At 55.0% G+C, this 26375-nt stretch carries 28 protein-coding genes and 1 pseudogene; 13 read left to right on the forward strand and 16 right to left on the reverse strand.

All coding sequences use genetic code 11. From position 1 onward, the window contains the following. Nucleotides 1-50 precede the first annotated feature (50 nt). Nucleotides 51-320, forward strand: coding sequence for a SunI/YnzG family protein (locus R70723_RS30515; protein ID WP_039877872.1), 270 nt, complete (start codon nt 51-53; stop codon nt 318-320). A gap of 35 nt (nt 321-355) precedes the next feature. After that, the gene (locus R70723_RS30520) at nt 356-676 is read left to right on the forward strand and encodes a putative quinol monooxygenase (RefSeq protein WP_039877873.1); all 321 of its coding nucleotides are present in this window, start codon (nt 356-358) and stop codon (nt 674-676) included. 96 nt (nt 677-772) lie between these two features. Here R70723_RS30520 and R70723_RS30525 read toward each other — a convergent pair whose 3' ends face one another. The 7 genes and pseudogenes from R70723_RS30525 to R70723_RS30555 form a co-directional block, all read right to left on the reverse strand. Continuing rightward, nucleotides 773-1615: an EcsC family protein gene (locus R70723_RS30525; RefSeq protein WP_039879531.1), complete on the reverse strand. Its 843-nt coding sequence runs from the start codon at nt 1613-1615 to the stop codon at nt 773-775. A gap of 211 nt (nt 1616-1826) precedes the next feature. Further along, entirely contained in the window at nt 1827-2111 is a 285-nt protein-coding gene (locus tag R70723_RS30530) for a hypothetical protein (protein ID WP_039877874.1), read from the reverse strand. Between the two features lie 88 nt (nt 2112-2199). Beyond that, on the reverse strand, nt 2200-3612 hold the full coding sequence (locus R70723_RS30535) for a hypothetical protein (RefSeq protein ID WP_039877875.1): 1413 nt from the start codon (nt 3610-3612) through the stop codon (nt 2200-2202). A gap of 189 nt (nt 3613-3801) precedes the next feature. Beyond that, nucleotides 3802-4578 carry a class I SAM-dependent methyltransferase gene (locus R70723_RS30540; RefSeq protein WP_039877876.1) on the reverse strand — a complete coding sequence of 259 codons (777 nt, stop codon included), beginning with the start codon at nt 4576-4578 and terminating at the stop codon, nt 3802-3804. A 258-nt stretch (nt 4579-4836) separates the two neighbouring features. Continuing rightward, entirely contained in the window at nt 4837-6825 is a 1989-nt protein-coding gene (locus R70723_RS30545; RefSeq protein WP_039877877.1) for an FAD-binding protein, read from the reverse strand. Nucleotides 6826-6955: 130 nt separating this feature from the next. After that, nucleotides 6956-7765: a MerR family transcriptional regulator gene (locus R70723_RS30550; RefSeq protein WP_039877879.1), complete on the reverse strand. Its 810-nt coding sequence runs from the start codon at nt 7763-7765 to the stop codon at nt 6956-6958. Nucleotides 7766-7940: 175 nt separating this feature from the next. Continuing rightward, a pseudogene (locus R70723_RS30555) lies at nt 7941-8114 on the reverse strand (YdeI/OmpD-associated family protein); the annotation flags it as partial. Nucleotides 8115-8253: 139 nt separating this feature from the next. Between R70723_RS30555 and R70723_RS30560 the strand changes: the two are divergent. Continuing rightward, a complete protein-coding gene (locus R70723_RS30560; RefSeq protein ID WP_039877881.1) occupies nt 8254-9372 on the forward strand; it encodes a GIY-YIG nuclease family protein in 1119 nt (372 codons plus the stop codon). Nucleotides 9373-9887: 515 nt separating this feature from the next. Here R70723_RS30560 and R70723_RS30565 read toward each other — a convergent pair. Next, nucleotides 9888-10754 carry an SDR family oxidoreductase gene (locus tag R70723_RS30565; RefSeq protein ID WP_039877882.1) on the reverse strand — a complete coding sequence of 289 codons (867 nt, stop codon included), beginning with the start codon at nt 10752-10754 and terminating at the stop codon, nt 9888-9890. A 253-nt stretch (nt 10755-11007) separates the two neighbouring features. Between R70723_RS30565 and nudC the strand changes: the two genes are divergently transcribed. Then, a complete protein-coding gene (gene nudC, locus R70723_RS30570; protein WP_039877883.1) occupies nt 11008-11850 on the forward strand; it encodes an NAD(+) diphosphatase in 843 nt (280 codons plus the stop codon). Between the two features lie 84 nt (nt 11851-11934). Here nudC and R70723_RS30575 read toward each other — a convergent pair whose 3' ends face one another. After that, the gene (locus R70723_RS30575; protein ID WP_039877884.1) at nt 11935-12522 is read right to left on the reverse strand and encodes an NAD(P)H-dependent oxidoreductase; all 588 of its coding nucleotides are present in this window, start codon (nt 12520-12522) and stop codon (nt 11935-11937) included. A gap of 123 nt (nt 12523-12645) precedes the next feature. Between R70723_RS30575 and R70723_RS30580 the strand changes: the two genes are divergently transcribed. Both R70723_RS30580 and R70723_RS30585 read left to right on the forward strand, forming a co-directional pair. Next, nucleotides 12646-13083: a MarR family winged helix-turn-helix transcriptional regulator gene (locus R70723_RS30580; protein WP_144027211.1), complete on the forward strand. Its 438-nt coding sequence runs from the start codon at nt 12646-12648 to the stop codon at nt 13081-13083. 107 nt (nt 13084-13190) lie between these two features. Then, nucleotides 13191-13916: a C40 family peptidase gene (locus R70723_RS30585; RefSeq protein ID WP_052421530.1), complete on the forward strand. Its 726-nt coding sequence runs from the start codon at nt 13191-13193 to the stop codon at nt 13914-13916. A 96-nt stretch (nt 13917-14012) separates the two neighbouring features. Here R70723_RS30585 and R70723_RS30590 read toward each other — a convergent pair whose 3' ends face one another. From R70723_RS30590 to R70723_RS30600, 3 genes are all read right to left on the reverse strand, one after another. Further along, nucleotides 14013-15002: a sensor domain-containing diguanylate cyclase gene (locus R70723_RS30590; RefSeq protein ID WP_039877886.1), complete on the reverse strand. Its 990-nt coding sequence runs from the start codon at nt 15000-15002 to the stop codon at nt 14013-14015. A gap of 41 nt (nt 15003-15043) precedes the next feature. After that, nucleotides 15044-15838, reverse strand: a complete 795-nt coding sequence (locus R70723_RS30595) for an alpha/beta fold hydrolase (protein ID WP_039877887.1) — start codon at nt 15836-15838, stop codon at nt 15044-15046. Nucleotides 15839-16041: 203 nt separating this feature from the next. Then, on the reverse strand, nt 16042-16860 hold the full coding sequence (locus R70723_RS30600; RefSeq protein WP_039877889.1) for a methyl-accepting chemotaxis protein: 819 nt from the start codon (nt 16858-16860) through the stop codon (nt 16042-16044). Nucleotides 16861-16967: 107 nt separating this feature from the next. On the opposite strand from R70723_RS30600, the gene R70723_RS30605 reads away from it, so the two are divergent. After that, nucleotides 16968-17441 (forward strand): hypothetical protein, encoded by a 474-nt coding sequence (locus R70723_RS30605; protein ID WP_156123860.1) that lies wholly within the window; start codon nt 16968-16970, stop codon nt 17439-17441. Here the strand turns inward: R70723_RS30605 and R70723_RS33665 are convergent. Next, on the reverse strand, nt 17438-17863 hold the full coding sequence (locus R70723_RS33665) for a hypothetical protein (RefSeq protein ID WP_156123861.1): 426 nt from the start codon (nt 17861-17863) through the stop codon (nt 17438-17440). The two genes, R70723_RS30605 and R70723_RS33665, sit on opposite strands and share 4 nt — an antisense overlap. A 349-nt stretch (nt 17864-18212) precedes the next feature. Further along, nucleotides 18213-19838, reverse strand: a complete 1626-nt coding sequence (locus R70723_RS30615) for an S-layer homology domain-containing protein (protein WP_047171279.1) — start codon at nt 19836-19838, stop codon at nt 18213-18215. A gap of 170 nt (nt 19839-20008) precedes the next feature. Between R70723_RS30615 and R70723_RS30620 the strand changes: the two genes are divergently transcribed. Then, on the forward strand, nt 20009-20959 hold the full coding sequence (locus R70723_RS30620; RefSeq protein ID WP_047171280.1) for a catalase: 951 nt from the start codon (nt 20009-20011) through the stop codon (nt 20957-20959). Between the two features lie 29 nt (nt 20960-20988). Continuing rightward, nucleotides 20989-21885, forward strand: a complete 897-nt coding sequence (locus R70723_RS30625) for a diacylglycerol/lipid kinase family protein (protein WP_039877894.1) — start codon at nt 20989-20991, stop codon at nt 21883-21885. Between the two features lie 54 nt (nt 21886-21939). Here the strand turns inward: R70723_RS30625 and R70723_RS30630 are convergent, their stop codons facing one another. Both R70723_RS30630 and R70723_RS30635 read right to left on the reverse strand, forming a co-directional pair. Continuing rightward, nucleotides 21940-22410 carry a DinB family protein gene (locus tag R70723_RS30630; protein ID WP_039877896.1) on the reverse strand — a complete coding sequence of 157 codons (471 nt, stop codon included), beginning with the start codon at nt 22408-22410 and terminating at the stop codon, nt 21940-21942. A gap of 1 nt (nt 22411) precedes the next feature. Next, nucleotides 22412-22957 carry a hypothetical protein gene (locus R70723_RS30635; protein WP_039877897.1) on the reverse strand — a complete coding sequence of 182 codons (546 nt, stop codon included), beginning with the start codon at nt 22955-22957 and terminating at the stop codon, nt 22412-22414. 97 nt (nt 22958-23054) lie between these two features. Between R70723_RS30635 and R70723_RS30640 the strand changes: the two genes are divergently transcribed. The 4 genes from R70723_RS30640 to R70723_RS30655 all read left to right on the forward strand — a co-directional run bounded on the left by R70723_RS30640 (nt 23055) and on the right by R70723_RS30655 (nt 26324). Further along, complete coding sequence (locus R70723_RS30640) at nt 23055-23969, forward strand: phosphatidate cytidylyltransferase (RefSeq protein WP_039877898.1); 915 nt, start codon at nt 23055-23057, stop codon at nt 23967-23969. A gap of 138 nt (nt 23970-24107) precedes the next feature. Continuing rightward, nucleotides 24108-24647, forward strand: a complete 540-nt coding sequence (locus tag R70723_RS30645; protein ID WP_231574801.1) for an RNA polymerase sigma factor — start codon at nt 24108-24110, stop codon at nt 24645-24647. After that, nucleotides 24640-25116: a hypothetical protein gene (locus R70723_RS30650; protein ID WP_039877899.1), complete on the forward strand. Its 477-nt coding sequence runs from the start codon at nt 24640-24642 to the stop codon at nt 25114-25116. Before R70723_RS30645 ends, R70723_RS30650 begins: the two co-directional genes overlap by 8 nt. Then, nucleotides 25116-26324, forward strand: a complete 1209-nt coding sequence (locus tag R70723_RS30655) for a hypothetical protein (RefSeq protein ID WP_039877900.1) — start codon at nt 25116-25118, stop codon at nt 26322-26324. Before R70723_RS30650 ends, R70723_RS30655 begins: the two co-directional genes overlap by 1 nt. Nucleotides 26325-26375 lie beyond the last annotated feature (51 nt).

Raw genomic sequence — 26375 nt, forward strand, 5'->3', positions numbered from 1 at the left:
TGATAATTAAAAGGTAATGATTGGATATAAAGAATGGGAGGAGCAGAGATATGCTCGGGATCAAAATGAACCGTGAAGATGACAACCTTATCATCCGCTGGCAGCTGACAAAAATCGAGATACCCGTTACGGACATTACAGAGGTAACGCTGGATGATACCTATGGAGGCTCTGACAAGGATGCCATACGTATAGGAACACCCTATGGAACTACCGGCAGAGTCCTTATCCGGTCAAAACAGCGATCTTATCTATTATTTACCTCAGACGCAGAGGTTATCAAGGAAAAGGCAGAGCAGCTGTTGAAAACGGGCAGCTGACAATGAACAAAACTCAAAATATTGGAGGCTGACCCATGAGCAAATTCGGCATATACGCCAAATTTACCGCCAAGCCGGGTGAACGCGATACACTCGCAGCCATTCTGCTGGAAAGCGCCGCTGCAGCTGAAGCTGTGGCAGAGTGTGAGCTCTATATCATCAATCATTCTGAGACTGAGCCTGATGTCCTCTGGGTAACAGAGGTATGGTCCAGCCAGGAGGCTCATGCAGCCTCGCTTACTCTCGAAGCTACAAGAGCAGCGATCCAGCGGGCGATGCCGCTGATTGCAGGTGTGGAGCCAACAAGGCTCCGGCCGATCGGCGGAAAAGGGCTGAGCTTTAGCAATGGCGAATAAAGCATTAATCCTTCGCGGAGCCTGATCATTCCCGCACCCGGCTGACCGCTGCGACGGCTGCCCCCTGCACCAGAAGCAGCAGAGGGCGGCACTCCCTTATTCGTTATCCAGCTCCGCCAGCCTCGCTATAATTCTCCGTTTGCGGTACAGCATCTGCGCCGCCTCCGCCACATCCTCAAGCGCCTTGCGGTTGGTAAACGCGCCGAAGAACATTCCGGCAACCGGAACCGTCTGCAGCAGCTTCTTCCAGCCCCAGTTATCCCGGTACACCGTGATAACCTCCTTCCAGCCCTGGATTTTGGAGACCGCCTCATTGGTTCCTGCTGTAATGTCCCCGTTACCTCCGGCCTGCAGATTCAGCTCCTTAAGAATCGTCCGCTTGCCGACAATGTCGGATGAGGCGAATTGCATTACTTTTACGGTAAAGATCCGCTCTGCCTTATCGGTGGGATCATAGCCGTAGCATAAACCGATCTCCTGAATGACCTTGAGTGACAGCCCCATAATTGCCGGGATATCCGCCGCCAGTGTGAATACACCGCCGAAGCCTGTTGTCGCCCCCTGCACTGTGGCGACGTTCCGGCTGCTCCCGCTAAGCTTCTCTGCCGCCGCATCCATAACAGCCAGCGGATAAGGCCCTTGCTCAGGGGCGCCTGCCGACCGGCTGGCCGTCTCCATCAGCTGACCCACCTTGCGCCCGGCTACAAGGTAATTCCCCCCGTTCTGAATATAGCTGCCCAGCTCGTCCAGCAGCTTGCCTATTTTTTCATGGATTACCTTAGGGGTCACCTTGTCGAGCAGCTTGAACGGCAGACGGGTGATCCGGTCCCAGATCATCAGCTTGTTCTGCTCCTTCTCCCATGCGCTGATTCCGGCAAGGGCAGCCAGCAGCTCCTCCCGTGTCTCCATTGATGCTGTTTTCCCTGCGTTGTCCAACATATCTTCCCCTCCTTCATAGTAGTCCTGCGCCGCTTTTGAGGTTCTACGCACGGTCTGTATCTGCGGTTTCGCATCTCTTAGATGATTAACCGGAAACGGCAGGCTTGAATGCCGGAGCAGGGCAAATTGATACAGCTTCCCGGAGCTGTGCACAGAAAAAGGCACTCCCGGATCACACCGGGAATGCCGGAAGCCAATGTGTAAACAGCCTCTAATTCTCAAATTGTCCAAGCTGCTGCTTCAGTCCGGCCAGTCTTTCCTGTTCATCGGCCAGCCGATCTTCAGCGAGCTCTACGCCATGTCCGTCAACCGAGCCTTCCGGCGCATGCCGGACAGCCTCCTCAGCGTGCTCCAGACTGTTCTCCGCCTGGGCCAGCATCTGCTCATTCGGATGGCTCATCGCCTGGGACACTGCGTTATGCAGTCTGGTTACTGAATCCTGCGCCTGATCCACGGTGCTGTTGGTCCGCAGGCTGGACTCGTAATGTGGTTTCATCCTGGGTACTCCCCCTTTTCTCACACTGTCGTTCCTCTTTAGGATGGATAGGGGGAGGCGTTCTTATGCACCTGCTGTGCCGTGCAGCTTAGATCAGAAAGATGGCGGTGATCGTCATCGCCGCCAGACCCAGCAGGACCGGCTTCAGATTGCGCCGGGCCAGCTCGAACGGGCTGACGCCGCAGATGGCGGCAGCAGGGATGAGCGCCCACGGGATCAGGGTGCCGCCGCCGACCCAGATGGCGGCTACCTGCCCAAGGGCGGTCAGCGTGGCGGCGCCGGAATGGATCGCCGCCGCGAACATCTGGGCGATCGAGCCGGCCAGCGAGATGCCGGAGAAGCCGGAGCCGTCGAGACCGGTGATCGCGCCGATCACCGTCAGCGTTACGGCTCCTACTGCGCCGTTAAGCGGCACATGCTCCGCCAGGGCGACGCCGAGGTCGTTGACGATGCCGTGCGAGCCGTCCGGCAGCGCATTGCCGTACAGCGCGGTGAACGCTGAGTCGCCAAGATAGAAGAAGGCGGCGATCGGGATCACCGGGCCGAAGACCTTGAAGCCGAAGACGAAGCCTTCAATAAGATAAGAGGTCGTCTTCTCCAGTCCCTGATTGCGGTGCGCCAGCAGCGTGGTCACAATCAGAATGAGTACAGCCGTGCCGCCGACAAGCGCTGTCGCATCCCCTCCCTGCAGGTTCAGGACGAACATGCAGATGACATCGAGCAGGAACAGCAGCGGGATGGCGACAGCCAGCCCTTTGCGCAGCCCTGCGCTCATATAGACCGGAGCCGCTTCAGCCGGTCCGGAGGAAGCGAGGTCTGCGGGCCCTTTTCCCGTTACGAGCCCGTCTCTCCAGGTTCCGTTCTTCTGGTCCCTGCGCATCATCCAGAAGGCGGTGACCGTAGTCACCAGCCCCATCACAATGACCAGCGGCACGCTCGCCTGCATCACGCTGGATACCGGAAGGCCGGCCGCATCAGCGGTCAGCTTCGGCGCGCCCTGAATTATATAGTCCCCGGACAAGGCAATGCCATGCCCGAACAGGTTCATCGCCATCGCTGCCCCGAGTGCCGGCAGACCGACGCGGACCGCCACCGGCAGCAGCACAGCACCGACCAGCGCAACAGCAGGCGAAGGCCAGAAGAAAAAGGAGGTCACCATCATGATCAGCCCGATGCCCCAGTAAGCCATCGCCGGTGTCCGCAGAAAACGGGTGAGCGGGGCAACCATCGTTTCATTAATGCCCGTAATAATCAGAATCCGGCTCATCGCCACAATGATGGAGATGATCATAATGGTGCCCATCAGTTCCTTGGTTGCGTAAATGAACGAATTGAATATTCCCGATACAGAGCCTGTTACTGTCGTTGTAGCCAGCAGCCCTAAGGCGAAAATCCCGGCCACACAGATCATTGTCGTATCACGGCGCCGGATCAGCAGCGCCAGAATGAATACGATGAAAACCAGATATACATAGTGGATTGCACTTAAATGGATGCCCATTGTGAAGCGCGCCCCCTTTCTTCTATAGCAGAATGGTGCTATATGCTATGCAGAAGGATGGGCTTAGGTTCGCAGGCTCCGTGTCGATGCGACAAATTTCGAGGGCGTTTTCTTCTGTCCCGGTGTAAATACCGCAGGCCCGGGCGGTGCAGAATAAGACCGCCCCGGCGCGGGGCGGCCTGAAAGGCTCTATCTTTTGACGGCAGTAATCATAAAGCGGTGTTCCATGCTTTCGACATAGCCGTTCCGCTCAAGCTGCTGCTGCAGCAGGACAAGCCGGTCATAGCAACTCTCTACCGAGAAGCCGGGGAATTCCCATTCAATAATCTTCGCAAAATACACCAGCGCCCCGACATCCCTGAACCGCAGCAGCGGGAAATTCTCGGAGGCCTCTATGACCGTGAACCCGCAGCTCCGCAGCTCACTGCAGACCGGCTCCAGGCAAAAATCATCGTCCTCAGGCGCTGCACCGTCACCCAGCAGGAACGCGGACAAAGCGCGGTTATTCTTTCCTCCGACCTGCTGGGTTATGAATACGCCGCCCGGCTTCAAAATCCGGTGTACCTCCCGGACTGAAAAGGCCTCATGCCGGTTCATAACCAGCTCAAACGATTCATCCGCAAACGGCAGCTCCTCATCCGAGAATACCTGTCTCAGCTCAATTCCGTGAGGCGGAAGCAGCTTCCTGCACAGCTCCACATTAGGCGGATAGGCCTCAGTAGCATAAGTACGTCCCCCGGGCGGGGACAGGGAGAGCAGAAATTCTCCCCCGCCTGTGCCCATGTCCAGCAGGTTGCCTGTAGTGCCTCTTATATAGTCTCGGACTGCTGCTTCATAATCCCAAGGCAGCTCCTCCTCCTCCATCCTTCCGGACAGCGCAGAGAAATCCCACCCCTGGAAGGAGCTCCGTTCCTCCTGCAGCCAGCCCTGCTTCCAATTGCTCATATCCCGTTTGTCTGTTCCCATAATAATGCCCCTCTCGCAAGTGTGTATATTGTACGCTCTGCGGATTAGGTGCAGCGGGACCAGCCTGATAACATAGCTTATTCCTCTATAGCCCGGCGCTGTCCTGTTATCAGATCAGTCTGGCTGCACCGGGCAGTTACCTCGTTTAATCACCATCATTACAGCCTCACCTTCATGAGCAAGCTGATGTTGCACCTTCATAGTAGCATGAAGGCGCAGCAAGGGGGAAGCCTCCCGGCTCCCCCCAGCTATACAAGCTTATTGTCCCAGCGCAGCCGCAGCGGCATCCTCGCCGCCCAGACGTCCGGAGGTGAACGAGTAGCCCAGCCCGACACCGTTGCCGACGTAGGTATCATTGTACATTACGCCTTCGGATTCAAGACCTACTGCATACAGGCCCTTGACCGGCACCCGCTTGTCGTTCAGTACCTGGAACTTCGTGTTGACGATTAAGCCGCCTACAGAGCCGAGATTGTTGATCTCCGCAATTACTGCATAGTAAGGTCCGCTTTCGCCCATCGGCAGCAGATATTCCTTGGCTTTGCCAAATTCACTGTCCACACCGCTTTTCGCTGCCGCTTCATATTTCGTAAAAGCGTCCTTGAACACAGCCGCATCCATGCCGGCGTTAGCAGCCAGCTCTTCAATAGTGCTGCCTTTATATCCGTCCCCGTTTGCAGCCATGGAATCGAATACCTTCTCCGCATTCTGCCACGGATTCTCCAGGGTGAACTTGTCCGCGAAGGCTGCATAGAACTCCGGCGGCATTCCCGGCAGACCCGGTGCTTTTACCCCGTTCATCCCCTTGGCCGCAAGTGCATCCAGCTGTGATTTGGAGACGATAACCAGATGATAGGCTCCATTAAAAGCGCTCGTATTCGCCGCAGCCACAGCAGTAAGCGTCGCCGCTTCATCCCTGAATCTTGCCCCGGACGGGCCGACATTCATAAAGGTAGGCAGATAGGTCGTCATCAGCGGATAGCTGGCCTGGAACGGCTCATATTCCGCCTTCAGCTTCTCTGTTGCTCTGGCCAAGGTCTGGTGCAGCATTTGCCCGCCGAAATTATCAGGCACCTTGGCTCCGGCTTCCCAGGCCATCTGCAGGCCTTCGCCGATATTCTGGCCAAGCCCGCCGTTTACGCCTTCAAAGCCGAAGGCTTCCTTGACCATTTCCGCGTTGGCGGCATAACCGCCGGTTGCCATAACAATGCTTTTACCCGTAATTTCCAGGGTCGTGCCGTCAGCCTTCTCAGCTACTACTCCGGTTACCTCACCGCCTGCACCTGTAATCAGCTTCTTGGCTGTGGTCTCCGTAAGGATCTGGCCGCCGCCCTTTTCTACCGATTCAGCCAGCATAGCCCGCAGCAGCTCCTGGCGTGTCTCATAAGCCGGAAGCATATGCAGCTGTTCACCGCCGAAGTTAATAAAGGTTGTAGTATAGCCTTTTCCGGTCAGCCAGTCGTAGGTTTCCCCTGACTTAGTTACATATTGGCGGATCGCCGCCGCATCCACCCGCCAGTGATTATTGACAATCCAGTCGGAGATCTCCTTCTCCACGTTCACCTTAAGCCCGCTGCTGACTGCAGCTGAGGAATTGTAGAATTTCCCTGCCCATGACAGGTTACTCGCTCCGCCGATGGTCGCTGTTTTCTCGATAAGAATGACCTTGGCGCCTTTATCCGCAGCCGATACTGCCGCTGATACACCGGATGCGCCTGCGCCTACCACTACTACGTCTGCCGACAGCTGCTCTGTTTTGCCTGCACCTGCTTTGGCGACTTCTCTGGATTTGAAGGCTGCAACGTCACCGCCCGCCTGGTTAAGGGCATCTTCTACAGCTGCCAGAATGGCATTGCTGGACTCGGAAGCGCCGCTGACCGCATCCACCTTCAGCGTCTGGCCGGTAATAATCTGATCTTTGATTTTATCAATGGCCTCAACGCCAATCCCGGCCGTTTCAGTCTGGCTGAGAACCTTAATGTCCGTAATGGTCTGTTTGTCGTCCAGTGTGACTTCGACCCGGATTGTGCCGTCTTTGCCGTCGGCCTCCGCCTTGTAGGTACCCGCCTTAAAAGAAGCCGGAATTCCGCTGTTGTCTGCTGCCTGCTGCGTGGCCTCCGGCGATGCCGCCGGCTGCTCTGTTGCCTCCGGCTCTGCGGAATTTCCGCTGCACCCGCCGATGACGGCCAGGAGCATAATCAGACTAAGTGATACCATAAACCTTCTGGTTAATCCTCTCTTACGCACTTTCTTGTTCCCCCTGTCGTTAATGGCAGTCCGTTATCTCACTGCTGAGCCGCGGCTGCCTGATGCTGATGCCACTGAGTCTAAACCTTGGTGCAGCACCAAGGTCAATGAACTAGTTGTGAATTTTTTCTCAAACTATTGGAATGTTGATTTCCAGATACGTCTTGTTTTCGTCCCGCAGCCGTTCTGTAAATAATATCTTGCCGTATATATCGCCCTTCAAGGTATAGCCCTGCTCATCAGCGTGGTCCAGCATGAACTGGAATGCTTTGGGTTCGAGATAATCCTCATAGGAGGTCAGGATTACAGATGAGATGCATGTATAGGGCGGAATGTACTGCATGCTGCCGTCAATGTCTACGCCGAGCTTCTGCTGATCCTCCTCAAGCAGAGCCAGACCCCAGCTGTAATCAAGCTCTCCGCTCCAGCTGATGCTCTCCATATCTCCGGTCCGGAAGGAATAAAAGGTGAATGGCAGCAGGTCCATCCAGGCCTGGACCGTCTGTTTCAGATCCTCCTTTTGCAGCAGCTGGTTCTTGTCCGTCTGCTGAATCCGGTACATTCCCGGCATCCGCCGGATCCGGCAGGTGTAGAGTCCGGCCTCCAGCCCTGTAAGCTCGTTATGGATGGCATTGATTTTGTCCAGCAGCATCGTGCTCCGCCGGATTTCCTCCTCCAGCTGCAGCCGCGCGGCGTATATGGAATCCACCACCTGCTCCGCAGGCGCCTCATTAATCAGCTCAGCCACATGCTGCAGCGGAATCTGCATGCTCCGGTACCAGCGGCTCGACAGCAGATTGCGGGCATCCAGATCATTAAAGTAACGGTAGTTATTGCGGCAGTCCTTCTCAGGCCTGACTATATCGTGCTTTTCGTATAACCGCAGCGTATCCGCCGTTATGCCGAGCATGGATGCAAACTCTCCGATCGAATATTTCATATCAAGCCCCCCAGCTTTGGCGAAATTCTTCTATATTCATATCATTAATGATAAGTGGTCGGCCTGGAAGGTTTTATGGTATTTGTCACAATGCTGCAGCACAGCCTGCTGAACGCAAAGAAGCAGCCCTGCCCGGGCCGCTTCTTATTAATGATATATTGGTATGGTGATTCCTTTACTGGGCGCGTCCTTCACTTAGCATCTGGACAGCCTTAGTGATGCGCCGCTGCCGGGTTTCCGCAGTCTTGGCATCCTCAATGGACAGTACAAACCGCCGCTTGCCGCTGTAAGATAATCCGTCAAAAAAGCTGCGGGCCGCAGGCTCGAGGTCAAGCGCTTCAGCCAAATCGGGCGGTACATCCGCTTACAATTGCGAAGATTACTCCCATTGTAGAGTTGCGGCATGTACTTTTCCAGTCGCCTGATACTACAGCTCTCGTATATACTTAAAGCTACCAATCTATGCTATAAGCAGAGGTGACTCCTCTATGAATCTCACTGAAAAAGTACACAGCCTCCCCTTATCGCCCGGCGTCTACCTGATGAAGGACAGCCTCGGCAATATTATCTATGTAGGCAAGGCCAAACGGCTGCGCAAACGGGTGCAGTCCTATTTCTATAATAACAAAGGCCACTCCCCCAAGGTTGTTCAGCTTGTCCGCCAGATCAGGGACCTGGAGTACAGGCTGACCGATACAGAATTTGAGGCGTTTATGCTGGAATGCCAGCTCATTAAAGAAATGAAGCCAATGTACAACCGCAAAATGAAAAATCCGCTCGCCTACAGCTATATTTCCGTCCGTGAAGACAAGGGTCGCCGCCAGTTTGAAGTTAGCTACGACCCCGGACCTCCAGGCGCCAGCCTGCATTTCGGCCCTTACACAAGCAGAAGCACAGTAGAGCGTGCTCTGCAGGGTATTAAGGAGAGCCAGCGGATTCTCTGCAGCAGCCCGAATGCCCGGGGCTCGCTCTGCCTCAACCATTCGCTTGGGCTCTGCCTCGGCATGTGCGGCGGCGGTGCAGCGCTTGAAGCCTATGATGTCATTATGGACCGGATTATTGCCCTTTTAGACGGCAGGGACACCGGGATTCTCAGCGATCTGGAGCAGCGCATGGCAGAGGCGGCGGAGCGGTTCGACTTTGAGGCAGCAGTCAAATACCGCGATTATGCCGGAGCTGTCCAGGCGCTGCTGCAAAAGGAGAAGGTCTCACGGTTCACCGGCGAGAACAACAGCATTGCCGTGCTGGAGCCGATGGCCGGGGACCGCATCAAGCTGATTCTGATCAAGGGCGCACAGATTATATACCGTGCCACGCTGCATTCACAGCAAATGGACCGTGCGCAGCTGCAGGCCGCAGTGTATGCGGCTATTCTGGAGCAGTTCGCTGCTGCAGCGGCTGCAGGTTCAGCAGGCGACGGTGCAGGTACTATTAACCGCCACACGATTGACGAGGCGCAAATTATCTACAGCTACCTCAAAAGCAGCTCCGGCAGCTATCTGATTATCCCGCCGGAGTGGCTGGGGTCTCCGCCGGAGCCCTTACTGGAGGGCGCCGTGGACAAGCTTGTGGCCGGCTGCCTTGAGCAGCAGGAGGACGCCGAGTAGCCGGCTGCCTTGAGCGGCGGGAGGACGCGGAGTAGCTGGCTTTTTTCCCTGCCACAGCTGTTAGGGGATAGGCGGTAGATACAGTGCTGACCAGCTGTGTATTAGGTGGATTTTCGCCACTTAATTTCTTGTAAAGCCCCACAGCCAGAGGATTAGTTGGAAAATCGCCACCTAAATACTCCTTTTTGCCGCGCATGCAGGATATAGGCTGAATTAGGTGGCTAAAATCAACCTAATGCTTAAAAAACCATAAAAAAGCATGATTTAGGTGACGTTTTTATAACTAAATGTGCTGGAAGTCCGGATGAGCTAATTTGTGTAATTTCTTCCTCTAACCTCCGGTCAGCCTACGTCTGCAACTCCACTTTCCCCAAACTAAATACTACAAAAAGGCTGCCCCGGTTCATTCACCGGAAGGCAGCCTTTGGTCTATATAGCTTTATATCTCAAAACTCATTTACAGCACACTCGCTACACTTAGCCGGCGCGTGCTGCCGCAGGCAGCTTCCGGCTCTTTACGCCTGCGCACCCTTCAGCAATGCGCTGACGCCCTCGCTGAGCGGAGTCTGCGGACGCTGCAGCAGCTTCTCCAGGTCGCCGCCCGCAATATCAAGCGCGCCTTCACGGATCGCCGCCTGAATGGCTACCACAATCGGCAGCGCTGCTTCCGGAACACCTGCGCCCGCCATTACGCTTGAATAAGTGGCATCATCCACCTGCTGTACAGGGATATCTTTGCCAAGCACGCTGCCGACAACTGCGGCCAGCTCCGCCTGGGTAAGCGGCTTGCCTGACAGCTCATAGACGGCATTCTCGTGGCCTTCGCCGGTCAGGACAGCAGCAGCAGCCTCGGCATAATCACGGCGGGTTGCCCAGCCTACTTTACCTTCGCCGGCGGAAGTCAGCCATGGTGCTCCGGCTGCAGCAGCCTGAATGGAGCCGGCCTCATTCTCGAGATACCAGTTATTGCGCAGGAAGGCATACGGAATGCCGGATTCGCGGATGAATTCCTCAGTCGCCCGGTGCACCGGGGCAAGGAACAGGGAGCTGGTATCCGCATGTCCGACGCTTGTGTAAGCGATAAAGCTTACACCGGCCCGTACTGCTGCATCTACAGCCGCCTTATGCTGGCGGATACGCGTCTCATTGTCGCCGTCTGCCGAGACAATCAGCAGCCGGTCCACACCGGCAAATGCTGCATCAAGTGTCTCCGGCTGATCGAAATCTCCGTGGCGGACATCAACGCCGCGGGCCCGCAGGCTCTCCGCTTTCTCCGGGCTTCTTACACTTGCCACCAGGCTATCTGCCTGAACTGTCTTCAGCAAAGCCTCTGCTACAATAGAACCGAACTGTCCGGTTGCTCCAGTAAATCCGATCTTCATTTTACATTCCTCCATGATCTATTTTTTTATTTGAAAATACTGTATATATAGCTTTACTTACCACTTACTCTTCCGCTCTTGTAACCATTGTAGTTACAAGTTGAGCAATTGTCAAATCATTCGTTTCCGAAATACCAAATAACGGCCTGCCCGCATTCGGGCAGCCCGCCTGATTCCTTCTGATTGTTAGCCTTCCCGCAGGGTGCTATTCTTACAAGAAGTAAATATACCAAAAACAGAAAGGTCTCCTATTATGCCTAAACCTCAGACATCCATCTATGCACGCTATCTCCCGTCCGTTATCCCGGACCCGCAATATGCCGGCTCTGTGTACTGGCTCATTACCCATTCCGGCAAGCTGCTTGTAACGGAATCGCCTGAACAGACAGCCATTCCGCTGCTGGCTTCTCTTGAAGGCCTTGATGCTGCCCCTGTCCGGACCCTTTATCTCGGCTCCTTTGCCGGCATGCCCTGCTTCGCGGCCGAAGTGCCGGCTGATACGCCAGAGCCGGCAGGTATGGCCTTCCGCCCTCTGCGCACCTTGTACGATGTGCTGGACGAGGATGTATTCCACCTGGCAGGAAGAGCACTCCAGCTGCTGGCCTGGGATGAAACCCACCAGTTCTGCGGCAAGTGCGGAGCAGCTACCGTGCTCTCGGGAACAGAGCATGCGCGCAGCTGCTCTGCTTGCGGACAGCTGTGGTACCCGAGGCTGGCCCCGGCAGTCATTACTGCCATCCTGAAGGACGGCCAGATTCTGCTCGCTCACGCACCCCATTTCCAGAATAATATGTACGGGCTGATTGCCGGCTTCGTAGAGCCGGGCGAGACGCTGGAGGACTGTGTGGTGCGTGAAATCAGGGAAGAGGTCGGCATTACGGTCAAGAATATTACTTATTTCGGCAGCCAGCAGTGGCCTTTCCCGCATTCACTGATGGTCGGCTTCCTGGCTGAATACGAGAGCGGCGAAATTAGCGTGGACGGGATTGAGCTCGATCATGCCGCCTGGTTCTCCCCGGACAGCCTGCCGAACATCCCGCCGCGGGTCAGCATCGCCCGGAAAATCATCGACTGGTACGTGGAGCAGTACAGCTAAGCCTTCCGCAGCCATACTGCCGGACAAAGCGGGGCCGGGGGGATTACACTCCCGCCCGCAGCGCCGCATCTGCAGCCTGCGCTCCTACCGGACTGCTGTCTTGAAGTAGCGGTACACCCTATCGAGCTTGCGCGCATGCCCGCCGCGCGGGCTCTCCATGCTGCCGAACTCAAAGAACTTCACCTTACGGATACCGACAAAGTTGAACAGCGCCTTCCTCATCAGGATCTTGTGCGCATTGCCCAGCCACAGCAGCGGGTAATGCGCCGGTCCTTTCATCACCGAAACACAAACCACCGATTTCCCCTTCAGCAGGCCTTCCGGCAGCAGTCCTCCCTTGTCCCTGTAAGCGAAGCCCGAGGCGAACATCTGGTCAATATAACCCATAAGCATCGCCGGGGGCCGGCCCCACCAGATCGGATAGACCAGCACAATGCGGTCAGCCCAAAGCAGCTGCTCACGGTATACAGCCAGCTTCGGATCGGCATGCATATCCCGCCGGCGTTTATGCTCACCAAAGACCAGCACCGGATCGAAGCCCTCCTCATATAAATCGAGCACTTTAATGTCCTTCACCGCTGCATTGTCCCGGCTTCCCCGGAGTACCTCCTGCAAAAAAGCATAGCTCAAGCTCTGATGATTGGGATGTGTATAGATAACCAGCGTATTCATTCCAGCACCTCTTTACTTATCATTTGATAACGAAATCCTAGCACACCGGCAAATTAGTTGTCAAATGATAATTGTTTTATGATAAGGTTTTTGCTATGGTCATCTAGAGGTGATCCCATGGGAATGAACAACAGCAGCAACAGCCCCCTATTCGGGCAAATCGTGACTTTTACAGCTGCCGTGCATCAGGTCGCGAGCGATATTACCAAAGACGTGAAATCCGGGGCGCTTACCCCTGTCCAATATAAAATCCTTGAATATATAGCTGTCAGCCAGCCGGTGACACTGAGCGAGATCAGTGAATGCATGCATATGTCCATGCCCAATACCAGCCGTGAGCTTAAAAAGCTGACCGAAAAGCAGCTCTGCGCCAAAGTTACCGATCCCGCCGACCGCCGCAGGCAGGGCATTACCCTCTCCCCCGCCGGTGAACAGATGATGGGCGAGGCTTTCCAGACGATCGGCCGGCGGTTTGAAGAGCGCATCGGTCAGCTTTCAGATGAAGAACGCAGGGAAATCGGGCTTGCGCTGGAGCTTTTGCAGCAGAAGGTTTTTTACTGATTTATCCTCTGCCAGCAGCGGGCGCAGCCCACTATTTACCACAAAACCATTCTCCGCCGCCCGCGTCCAACTATAGACCAAAAATCTATAGGCAAGGTGATACACATATGATCAAACGCAATACCGCTCTCCTCTCCCTGCTAATCCTGTCGCTATGCGGAGGGGGTGCCGCCTATGCAGATGCCCGGCCGCTGAAGCAGCCTGTCTCCCAGGCCAAGCTTGCCGTCCAGCCCGCTGTCATCTATGAAACGGAGATCCTCAGAGATGTCACACTGCGCAGCAAGCCGGATAGCGCAAGTGAACCGGTTAAGGAGAAGATGCTTACTGAAGGAGCCAGGGTGCATGTAATCAGCGTAACGGATGCGCTCTGGCTGAAGGTGCAGACTGAGGATAACCTGACCGGCTATCTCTCAGCCAAGCCGAAATTCACGGACTACAGCAGTGCCTCCCTTGTCCAAAAGCAGGCTGCAGCCCTGCTCGCCTACGGCAGGACCTTTAACGGCACCCCTTATGAGTTCGGCGCCTCCACCGGCCAGACCAGTACCTTTGACTGCTCGTCCTTCGTAAAACGCTTGTTTGAGGATATTCTATCCATTGAGCTGCCGCGCGTATCCTATAACCAGGCTAAGCAGGGCACCGAGGTCGGGCTGGATGAGCTGCGTCCGGGCGATCTGCTGTTCTTTACGTCGCGCGGCCTTCCTATCGGACATGTCGGTATTTACGCGGGTAACAATAAGATGCTGCACACCTACTCCCCCAAGGAGGGCGTTCACACAGAGGTTATAGTCGGCCAGTGGAAAAAGCGCTTTGTAACCGCACGAAGAATGTTCTAACAGCGCCACGGAGCCAAAAAAGCCCCCGGCAGATACGGCCGTAAGACGGCTGCTCTGTCGGAGGCTTTTTAATTGCTGATAGTTAGTGAAGCTGCATTACCGGACCTCCGGGATACAATCCAAACTGTGTGTGACCCGGTTTCTTCCGCCTTCTTTTGAAGCATAGAGTGCCTTATCGGCCTTGTGTAGCAGGGTCTGCCCCGTATCTCCGTCTGCACAGGTCGCAATCCCGGCGCTGACCGTAAGACTTCCGGTCTCCCAGACGGCAAGCTGTGTTTCCAGCCGCAGGTTCTCCGCTACCAGCCTGGCTTCATCAGCAGCCAGATCAGGCAGGATCAGAACAAACTCCTCACCGCCGTATCTGGCAGCCGTATCCTTTTCACGGGAATGAAATCTCAGCAGGCTCCCCAGCTTCTCCAGCACATAATCGCCGGTCTGATGCCCGAAGGTATCGTTGATGCGCTTGAAATGGTCAATATCGATAATCAGCAGGGAAAACGGCTCCCCGGTCTCCCGGAACAGCTCCAGCTGCCTGCTCAGCATATCCTCAAAATAACGCCTGTTCTTTAGCCCAGTAAGCTTATCGGTCGTAGACAGCTCTACCAGCACGGCATTCAGCTCCATCAGCTCCTGCTGCTTCTGCTGAATTTCAGCATGAATCTGGTTCAGCCCGGCCAGCGCCTGATCTTTAGCCCAGTACGCCTCTTCAATCTGCTTCTTGGCCGAACGCAGCTCCTGCTCGTAATCGATGCGCTTGCTCATCTGCACCAGTACACAGTCAATGACGGCTACCCCGTCCACGATAAGGCTCCGGCCGTTCATGATGTATGGAACCGACCCGCCGCTCCCGTCCTTCAGGCTGATAAACAGCTCCTCCACATGGCCGTGCAGATTGATATTGGGGTAAAAATAAGAATGGAACACCAGCTGGTTAGCCTTCGACATAATGGATTCGATATGCTTATGCAGCAGCGCTTCCCGTGTGTATCCCATCAGATAAAGGAAGGTATGATTCATATCCGTAATGATGCCCTGATGTGTAATTGACAGATATCCGCACGGGGCGAACTCCAGCCGTTCATCCATTTTTAAATAACCTCACAATACTGCAAAATATTCTTGGCGGCTTACAGAAAGCCGCTGATCAGCGCTATTGTCTCTTCCGGGTGGCTGATATGCGGATAATGGCCCTTGGCCTGCATCAGGCGCAGCTCGCTGTTCTTCAAATGCTTGTGCAGATATTCACCTACCGCAATAGGCACAATACTGTCATCCGAGCACTGCAGAATCAGCGTGGGCACTGCGGCATCAGCGAGTGAACCGCGGTGGTCCGACAGGAAGGTAACCTCGGCGAACTCCCGGGTAATGACCGGGTCAGCCGAAATAAAGCTGCGCTCCAAATTCTGTGTAAGCTCAGGCAGATGCGGATTGTTCATGGCAAGAGGCGCCATAAAGCTGGCCCAGCCGCTGAAATTCATCTCCATCATTTCCAGGAGCTCGGTAATATCGCTTTTCTCGAATCCGCCGAAATAGCCGTCAGCATCATTGAGATACCGCGGGGAAGGCCCGATCATGACCATTTTGGCGAACAGCTCCGGCCGTTCAATAGAAGCCAGCATACCTATCATGGAGCTGACAGAATGTCCTATAAAAATAATATCGGTCAGCTGCAGCAGTTCGATAACATCCAGTAAATCCTGTACATACCCGCGGAAGTTACCGTAACGCTCCGTGCTGTACGCGCTTAAGTCGGAGTTCCCCGAGCCTACATAATCAAACAGCACCAGCCGGTACTCCCGCTCAAAGGCCGGTGTAATAAACTGCCACATGCTCTGATCGCATCCGAAGCCGTGGGCCAGCACGATGGTCTGCGCGCCCTCTCCGATTACTTTAACTTTATTCCGTACCCAAACCTCTTTCATCTACCATTGCTCCTCATCCTGATTCTATCCACTTATTGTGGAGGCGGACGTGCGAATTGACAAGTAAATCGTTATGCCAATCTTCCTGATCATTCCAGCTAAAATGTGGCATTCAGGCAAATATTTGTTTCGCTCAGCTCAAGCCCACCCCTGTCCGAAGCGGCAGTATCCGGGTATCTGCCTAGGTGGAGCCGGTCCGCTGCTTACAGCTTCCGGGCAAACTCATTCAGCTTCTCGGACATCTGCTGAATTTCTTCGATAAAGGACGCAATTTGCTCCGAGGTTGCAGCCTGCTCCTCAACAATGGAAGCGATCCGCTCAATGGAGACACCCATCTGTGACGTTGCTGCCTTGAAGGCCCCGAGTGTATCCTGAATGGTCCGGGTTGAGCTGACAGTCTCATTGGACAGCTTGCGGATCTCCTGGGCCACTATCCCGAAGCCTCTGCCCTTATCTCCGGCATGGGCCGCCTCTATAGCCGCATTAATGCCCAGCAGCTGAGTCTGGCTGGCAACATTGTTTATAAGCGCTACCACCTTATCCGTCTCGTTCACCTGCTCGCCGCTTCTCTGTGCAAGCACAAGCAGCTGCTGGGTGAAGGCCGCAAGCTCGCTTGCTCCGTCAGCTACCTGCAGCAGCCGGCTGCTTGCCTGGGCGAGCGAGCCGGACATCTGATCCGCTATCGTCCGCAGCTCGCGCTGGCGGCGCAGCTGCACCGCAATTCCGCCGATTATCCGGCCTTCCCGGTCATGGACAGGCGTAGCCGTTCCGGTGAACTCGAACCCGTAGAATTCGGCCGGTACCTCCGCCCTAAGCGGTGTATTGCTGCGGATTGCCGCCGTCAGCGGCTCCTCGGCATGGAGGGGCTGCCCCTCCCGGATATGCAGATCTATATTTTCTCCCGGCCAGTAGGCGAGGAACTTCTCCAGGTCACAGACGGCGATGGATAAATCGGCGGGAACCGCCGCCTTGATTACAGGGATTGCTGCCATGAGCTGCTCAAGCGAATCAACGTTATACATTGTGTGGCCACCTTTTTCAGTAAATCTGATTTAGCTGATATTTATATTAATGGGTTATAGAGCTGGTACAATCCCTCAAATAACGATTGTATAAATTTTATATAATCATGATTTATATCGGCTGGCGGCGGATTATATTCAAGCGCTGCACGGTGTTTTTTGCTGCTGGTTGTGACGTAGCTTTACTACCGGGAATACGGGGAGTTAAAGGCGGTCCGGCTTCGCGGAGGGAAAGCAAAGGCATTTTTGCCTTTGCTTTGGCGGGTTTGGCCTCGCAGGGCGATATCAAGGGCACTTTTGCCCTTGATTTGAGCACTTTGGCCTCGCCGAGCGAATTCAAGGGCACTTTTGCCTTTGATTTAGCGGGTTTGGCCTCGCGGAGCGAGATCAAAGGCACTTTTGCCCTTGATTCGGGCGCTTTGGCCTCACCGAGCAAAATCAAGGGCACTTTTGCCTTTGATTCGGCGGGTTTGGCCTCGCGGAGCGAATTCAAAGGCACTTTTGCCTTTGATTCGGCCGGTTTGGCCTTACGGAGCGAATTCAAAGGCACTTTTGCCTTTGATTCGGCCGGTTTGGCCTAGCCGAGCAAAATCAAGGGCACTTTTGCCTTTGATTCGGCCGGTTTGGCCTCGCCGAGCGAAATCAAGGGCATTTTTGCCCTTGATTTGGGCGCTTTGGCCTTGCGGAGCGAATTCAAAGGCACTTTTGCCCTTGATTCGGGCGCTTTGGCCTCACCGAGCAAAATCAAGGGCATTTTTGCCTTTGATTCGGCCGGGTTGGCCTCGCCGAGCGAAATCAAGGGCACTTTTGCCTTTGATTCGGCGGGTTTGGCCTCGCCGAGTGATATCAAAGGCACTTTTGCCTTTGATTCGGCCGGTTTGGCCTTGCGGGGCGAGATCAAAGGCACTTTTGCCTTTGATTCGGCCGCCTTGGCCTCGCCGAGTGATATCAAAGGCACTTTTGCCCTTGATTCGGCCGCTTTGGCCTCTCCGAGCGAATTCAAAGGCATTTTTGCCTTTAAATTCTGACGTCCGGCTGTAGATGCGACAGCGCTACAGGTAAGCCGTCGACCAGCGGGCCATAAAAAAAGCGCCCCACAAAAGGCGCTGAGATAAGGACGAGTGCACTTATACTTTGATTGTTCCTCAACTGTTCTCCATTTACTCTTCATTTACTCTTCATTTACTCTTCATTTACTCTTCATTTACTCTTCATTTACTCTTCATTTACTCTTCATTTAACCTTCATTTAACCTTCATTTACTACTCACTTACTCTTCATTTTACTTCTTCATCCATCCTTTAATTGTTCCTCACTTACTCTTCACTTGCCCCTCACTTACTCCCCCGCAACTAAAAGGAATACCCCGCATACTTCTCTGCATTGCGGATACTCGTCCAGATATCCGGGCTCTCCCCGCCGATATGCCAGTAGGCGATGCCGGCCAGCTTCTGCTCTGCGGCCAGATTATATTTGGCGGTCAGGGAACGGCCATCCTCCAGCCAAATAGTATGCTTCAGTGACTGCCGGGTATAGCTGGCTACATACTGCCCGAGCGTGCTGTTCCAGACCGGACGAAGGCCATAGCTGCTGACAAGCTGGTTTTGTGCGGTAAGCGAGAGCTCGACCGAGGAGGGCTTCACCGGGCCCTGCTTCAGCGTCCAGTCCCGGGTATACAGCGGCATGGCCAGAATGGCCTTTGAAGCCGGTACCGCCTGCAGCAGCCCGGTCACCGCCTGCCGGACATAAGGCAGCGAAGCATTTGAGCCGGGATTCATGCTGCCGCTGTAGTGCTCATCATAGCCCATCATCACCATATAATCAGCCTGCTTGCCGAGCGCCGCATAATCAAAGGCCTCAGTCCAGTCTGTTCCGAGGTCCGGCGACACATCCACCGACAATACAGCACCCAGCGCATGCAGCTTAGCGGCCAGCTGTGTAACAAAGGCGGTCAATGCTGCCTTGTCAGCCGCTGCCACATTCTCAAAATCCAGATTCAGCCCGTCAAGCCCATGCTTGCTGACAAGCGCCCCCAGCTGATTAACAGCTGATGTTCTGGCTGCCGGACTGGACAGCAGCTGGTGGGTTGCAGCCTGGTCAAAGCGGTTGCCGACCAGCGGCCATATGCGCTTGCCGTTGTTCTTGGCCCAGGTAACCATTGAGGCTGCTGTCGAATCTGATACCGTTCCATTGCCCCCTACAAAGTACCAGCGGGGAGACAACACATTCACATTGGACTGCACAACACTCGCCTGATACTCCGCCGCCGTCTGGCCATACTGCCAGCCCATTACAATTCGCTCATCCGTTTGCCCCTCAAGCTCAGCGGCCCACTTCTGCTGCTGCAGCACCCGGTAGATCAGCACTGCGGTCTCCTGCCTCGTGATGGGCGACAAAGGCCGGAACGCGCCGGTGTCATCTCCCTTCATCAGGCCCAGGCGGTTTACAGCCGCCGCTGCACTTCCTGCCCAGGCAGCAATAGCCCCGCTATCCCTGAAGGCAGTCTGCAGTCCGGCAGTGCTGCCCGTCTGCTTAAATGCCCGGGCCAGCCAGACGGCAGCCTCCTGGCGGGTAACCGGCTGCGCCGGGGCGAAGGTTGCAGCCGAGGTGCCGCCCGCCAGCTCCAGCTGAACTGCCGCCTGTATCCAGCCATAGTACCAGGCGTTCCGGGCTACATCCTTAAATGGCGTAATGGTACTCCCTACCGGCTCAAGCTTCAGCAGGCGGCCCAGCATCGTAATGAGCTCAGCACGGGTTACTGTCCCCTGCGGGGAGAAGCTGTTCCCGGAAGTGCCGGTTACTATTTTCCGGTTATATAAGTCTATGATTTCTTCTCTCGCATAGCTGGCTCCTATATCGTCAAAAGGCTGCTTCGCCCCGGCCGGTACAGCTGCTGCCGACGAGTGAGGTATGTATACAACAGCTGCACACAAGACGGCTACAGCTCCTGCCGCCGCTCTTCTCCATATTCTATTCACGCTATCAAGGACGCCTCCCTCTGTTATCATTTTGCCGAGAGTATACCAGAGATAGAGTCTGTTATCACCGCTTAAATACTGGCAGAAGTTTAATTGGAAACGCGCGTGGTTATGAATGGAATAGAGCTTGTAGAGACCGTAAATGATGCACTCAGGAGGGAAGCAAATATATGAAGGAATCTGACTCACCGGAAAATATCCCTGCAGCAGCCGGTTCCGGGCTGGCCGCAGAGGCGGTTGACGCCATTGAAGGCTTGTCCGGCGTCCATCCCGGCTACCGGAGGGCCCATGCCGGAGGCATCTGCTGCCGGGCCGTATTCCGGCCGAACGGGCTCGCCGCTGCCTTTACAACTGCACCGCACCTGCAGCAGCAGGAGACAGCTGCGGTTGTCCGCTTCTCCGGCAGCTCCACTGATCCGGCGCTGGCCGATCTTCTATCTCCGGCCAAAGGCATGGCAGTCCGGTTCAGCCTGCCCGGCGGCGGCACCACCTGTCTTGTAGGGGCTACGCTGCCGGTCTTTTTTGCACGGACACCCGAATCATTTGTCGATATCGTCCGCACCGCACACAAGGCACGCGAAGGCAATCTGGGTCCGCTTGAGCTTATAAAAGAGATCACAGCGCATTTCAGCGAGAGCAAGGAAAGCCTTCTCAGCCTTAACAGGCTGAAGCCGCCCGCCAGCTATGCCGAGTCCCGCTACTACTGCATTCACGCCTATCATTTTATAGATCCCGAGGGGATTCGGCGGCCGGTTAAATTCGAATGGGCCCCGGACGCCGGTGTCCGTACCCTGCCTCTCTCTGATGCCCGGCAGCAGCCGGACCGCTATCTGGAGGATGAGCTGGAGCTGCGCCTGAAGGCGGAGCCGGCGGTATTCCAGCTCCATGTTATTTTTGGCGAAAAAGATGATCCCACCGATGACCCTACCACAGCGTGGCCCGGGGACCGGCGGCGGATCGAAATCGGCCGCTTGCATCTGACAGAGATTATACCTGAGCCGGCAGGCCTGCTAATGGACCCGGCGGCCGTTTCAGAGGGCATAGCCCTGTCGGATGACCCTATTCTACAATTCCGCCACACCGCCTATGGGGAGTCTTTTCGCAGGCGCAGCACAGAATAATAAACCACGCACGGAAGGACGAGGCTACGATGGAGCAGGCTATGATTATAGTGAATCCCACCTCAGGTAAGGAGGAGGGGCCGGGCTATGTACGGATGGCTGTGGAGATACTCACAGAACAGGGGTATGCCATTACGGTGAAGGAGACACAGCAGGAAGGCGATGCCACCCTCTTCAGCAGAGCGGCATGCCAGGAAGGCTACGGGCTGGTTGTGTCGATTGGCGGGGACGGCACACTGCATGAGGTGATCAACGGGCTGAGCGGAGACACGGGGTGTCCCAAGCTCGGAGTTATTCCACTGGGAACCGTCAATGATTTTGCCCGGGCCATCGGGCTTTCACTGAATCCGGAAGAGGCGATCCGCACTCTCGCTTCCCCCGGCACCCGTGCGGTCGATGTCGGAAGGCTAAACGGGCGGCTGTTCATCAATGTGGTTGCGGCCGGAGCCATCGCTGAATCGGTATCAGCGGTGACCTCAGAGGATAAATCACGGCTCGGTTCGTTTGCTTATTTCAAGGAGGGGCTGAAGGAGCTGACCGGCAACACGCCTAACCATCTGATCATTACTCATGACGGCCAGGTGTGGGAGGGCGACTCGCCGCTGTTTGTTGCCGCCCTGACGAATTCGGTCGGCGGGTTTGAGCGGCTGGCTCCCGGAGCAGCAGTGGACGACGGCCTGATCCACTGCTTTGTCATTAAGGATCTTACAATTCTGAGCACCCTTACCGCCAGCATCTCCCTGCTGCTCGGCAATCTGAAGAACCATAAAGGGGTCGAGTACTTTGCCGCCCGCAGCATAACGGTCGAATCCGCCGCCCCGATGCACACGAATGTGGATGGCGAGGAGGGGCCCGCTCTGCCAGTACAGCTCAGCGTGCTGCCGCGCCATATCCGGGTCGTTGTACCTGAGGTGGAGAGCGGCTGACAGCTGGTGTTTATGGCTTCCGTTAATGCTCAGCATCCGCAATCCTGCTATCGTCTACGCCCGCCGCTGCAGCTTGCGGGCATAGACGATCTGGCCGATATGGTAGGCATTATGCGTTGCGGCATTACTGATGACTTCCCACCACAGCGCGGGTTCCGGGAAGCCGGCGACCTGCGCCTCCAGTCTCTCTTCGGCAAGCAGGGTCTGCCAGCCCAGCAGGACATCAAGCAGACCGCTCTTCAGCTCAGCGAAGGAGACATTCTCCGGCAGGATAAAGCTGTTGTTGTTGTCGCCTACAGGCGGCACGGCAGCTGCCGTTCCCGCCTGATAGCGGGTCTGCCAGGTTCTGTTCCAGTAGAGCAGATGCTGCGTAAGCTCGGCGATACTGTTCAGGCCGGCCCCCGGCTTCCAGAACGCCTCTTCCTCGGTCACGTCCTCCACTGCCTGCATGAACGGCAGATGCCAGCTTGGATCATTGGCGCCTGCCAGCAATTGATTGGCTAATACTTCTCTCGCATGAACCATTCTATTCACTCCCCTGCTTATACTGGTTTAATTTACCCTGATAAATTAACTCCAGCCGTTCACTCTGCCTGAAATCATCCGGCGTAACGAGCGCCGGCAGCTTATTCCACAGCTTGATGCCGGAACGGTCGAGAATCTCCGCAACGAACTGGGAGCAGAAATAGGAATTGCTGAATTCAACCGGCTCCTTAAGGGCAATGCCGATCACACCCAGAATGTTATACAGGTACTTCTGCCGGCTGCGGATAAAAATATGCAGCACGCGCTGCATCTTCTCCACTTCCCGCTCTGTAACCTTAAGCTCATAGATAACGCAAGTTGTATTCGGATATTTACTGAACGTCCCCGTGTGCAGATCCTCCTTCACAAAGCCCCCGTTCAGAGGGTTGCTGGGATGCTTTCTGCCGAAGCTGTACATCTCCGAAAGATCACGGGTAAACGAGATGGAGGCATGGTTATACGGAGCCTTGGTATAGCCCTGAATAAGTCTGGTAAACAGCGTTCCGGTATTCGTAAGCAAAATAAAGACCGATTGGTTACCTGTCATTACAAATTTTCCCCTTATCAATTTCGGACGTTTCCTTCATAATAACATATGATTCCTTTATTGGAATCCAATCCTGGGACAGGCTGGTGATCGGCGCTTGGACAGCTCTTTATTCACACTACTGCTAATTTTCGCCGGCCTTTCGGCGATTCATCTGATCTACCTTGCCGTCAGCAGGCTTCAGAAGGACAAGGACTATACCGGTATCGGCTTCCGCATCAAAACCTGGTGGGGCATGCTGTTTATCTTTTGCCTGGCGACCCTGTTTAATGCTGTGGTGTCCCTGCTGTCGCTGATGGTGCTATGCTTCTTTTCACTCAAGGAATACTTCTCCATGATCCGCACACGCAAGGCGGACCGCAGGCTGTTCCTGTGGGCTTATCTGGCGATTCCGCTGCAATTCTACTGGATCTATATCGAGTGGTACGGGATGTTCATCGTCTTTATTCCGGTCTACGTCTTTCTGCTGCTGCCGCTCCCGCGGCTGCTGAACAAGGGAACGCTCGGTTTCCTGCGGAGTGTCAGCTCCACCCAATGGGGAATGATGCTGATGGTGTTCGGGCTTAGCCATCTGGCCTACTTCCAGTTTGCCACCCCGGAATACGGCGCAGGGCTGGTGCTGTTCCTGGTCGTGCTGACGCAGCTTAATGATGTGGCGCATTATCTGGCCTCGCTCTATTTCGGCAGGCATAAGGTCGTGCCGACCGCCAACCCGCATCTGACCTGGGAAGGCTTTGTCTGCGGATTTGTGGTGACGACCGCCGTGTCTTACCTCATCTACCCCTACCTGACGCCGCTTACCCCGCTGTTCGGCCTGCTGTCCGGGGTACTGATTAGCTTGAGCGGATATTTCGGCAGCCTGACTGTCTCCGTACTGAAGCGCGACCTGCTGATCGGAGACGATGACAAATTCGCCGCCCTGCAAAAAAGCTATATGAGCCGGGTTGACAGTCTGGCGTATACCTCGCCGATCTTTTTCCATGTCATCCGGTATTTCTTTGATTTTATGTAGGCCGGAACGTACGATAGGCATCTCTTACAAAGGGGGATGTCTATTTTTTATAAAATAAATGATTTACCGCAGGGTTTGCCCTGAGGCCTTCGTCTATTACGGTTGGGAAGGAGGAGAGGACCCATTGATGACGAGCGCTTGATCAAGCAAATTTTAAAAGGGGACCATACCCTGTTCCGCAGCATTATCGACCGCTATGGAAGCTATGTATACCAGGTAGCCTATTCTGTGCTTCATCAGGCTCAGGATGCGGAGGATGCTGCACAGGAGGCTTTTATTCAAATTTATAAATCTCTCCCCCAATACCGCTCAGAAGGCTTCAAAACATGGATTACCCGGATTGCCCTGCACAAAGCCATAGATATCAGGCGGAAGCTGGACCGCAGAAAAGCAGAGGTTAGCGGCCGCGATGACGATGCAGTGCTCCATATCGCCGATTACCGTTCAGATATTGTGCATCAGCTGCTCCGTAAAGAGCAGAAGGAGGATCTCCGGCACAAAATATCCTCGCTCCCGCCCCTGCACCGCGATATTATCGTTGATTTCTATATTAAAGAGGAGAACTACGAGCAGATTGCAGAGAAAACGCAGGTATCGGTCAGAACCGTCGAATCCAGACTGTACAGGGCGCGGCAGTGGATCAGAACACACTGGAAGGAGGAACCTTCTCATGAATAAACCGGATCAGCAGCAATGGAAGAGGTATGTACAAGGAGAAATAACAGGTCCGGAGCGGGTATACATGGACCGGTTGCTCCTTGAGGATTTTGAAGCACTGGACTCTTATATGACAGCTCTTGAGCTTCACTCTTTGCCGCAGCTGCCGGATCGTGACGGCTTTGCAGACCAGATCATGGAGCAGCTGGCTCCCCTCTCGCCTGCAGCCGGACAGAAGCAGGCAAGCAGCGGCACGCTCCGGCTTCAGGGGCTTCTGCGGAATCAGTGGCTGCATTATATTACAGCAGCCTGCATCACGATGCTGTTCATCTCTGCCGGTGTATTCGACAGAATGGCTCCCGGCAATATCGGCATCAGTGCCCAGACCAAACAGCCTTACAGTGAGAAGATGGTCGAAAAAGCAACCGGCTGGCTTAAGGAAATAAAGCCGGCCCCCTATACCATAACAAACGAAAGGACTGAACAATAATGCAGCAGCACCGCAGCAAGATGCTGGCTTTTCTGCTTAATATGATTCCTGGCCTGGGGCACTATTATTACGGCAGCCGGCTGAAGGGGTTCATTTACGGCTTTATCTTTTTTGGCAGCCTGGGCTTTGCCTTTCTTGCACTCGTCGCAGGGAATGATGAGGGGTTTGCCGCCTTATGTCTTTTAGCGGCAGCCGTTCTCTGGTTCATCAGCATGTTCGGTATGATAATCAGGCTGATCCGGGAACCGGATTATCCGCCAAGCTATGCGAACTATCCGCATTATTCCCACCCCCAGGGCCAGATGTCTTACGGACCGGAGATACCGGTTGAGCAGCAGCCGTACGGATTCCAGCCGCCGCCCGAGGGCTACGGCCATCCGGATCAGGGAAGGGAGCCGCGCCGGGAAAGCGAGCGGTTCTACACGATTCTCCTTTCCTTTGTTCCCGGGCTCGGACATCTGCATTTAGGCCTGCTGCAGCGCGGGCTGTCGTTCCTGATCGGGTTCTTCGGCCTCGGCATCATGCTGGTATTTGTGGCCGGCATAACCGGACAGGAGACGTTTCTGATCTTTCTGCTCCTGCTGCCGGTACTGTGGCTGTACTGCATGTTCGATGCAGCCCAGCATGTGAACCGCAAGCAGGCCGGCGAGCTGCTCGAGGACAGGACGATCTTTGAGCAGCTTGAGCACGGCAGCAGTGCAGGCAAAAAAAGCAAGGTCATCGCCACCCTGCTGGCTGCCTTTCCGGGGGCCGGACATATGTACCTTGGACTGCAAAAAAGAGGCCTCCAGCTGATGCTCATTTTCCTCGGAAGCATCTATATTCTGGATCTGCTGAATCTTTCGCTGTTCCTGTTCTTTATTCCGATTGCCTGGTTTTACAGCTTTTTTGACGGGATGCAGCAGGCCAGCAAATACGGCCGGGAGCCCCTGTATGACAAGCCGGTCATTGAGAGCTGGACCCGGTATCAGGGCTGGATCGGCGGCGCGCTCCTGTTCCTGGGTGTGTATTATCTGTTCATCCGGATTGTTGTTCCGGAGCTGGACTTTAACTACGGCTTTTATATCGCCCGGATTCAATCGTATATGAATACTGTCGTTGTTGCTCTGCTGATGATCGGCGGGGGCATCCGGCTGCTCTCCACCTCGCGGAAAAAGAACACTGAAGCGGAGAAGTTCCTCAGAGCGCTGGAGCGCGAGCCCAAGTAAAAACAGTAAACAGCAAAACAGCACGTTCCCCGGTTAAGGAGAACGTGCTGT

The sequence above is a fragment of the Paenibacillus sp. FSL R7-0273 genome (genome assembly GCF_000758625.1).
In the GTDB taxonomy this organism is placed as follows: Bacteria; Bacillota; Bacilli; order Paenibacillales; family Paenibacillaceae; genus Paenibacillus_AQ.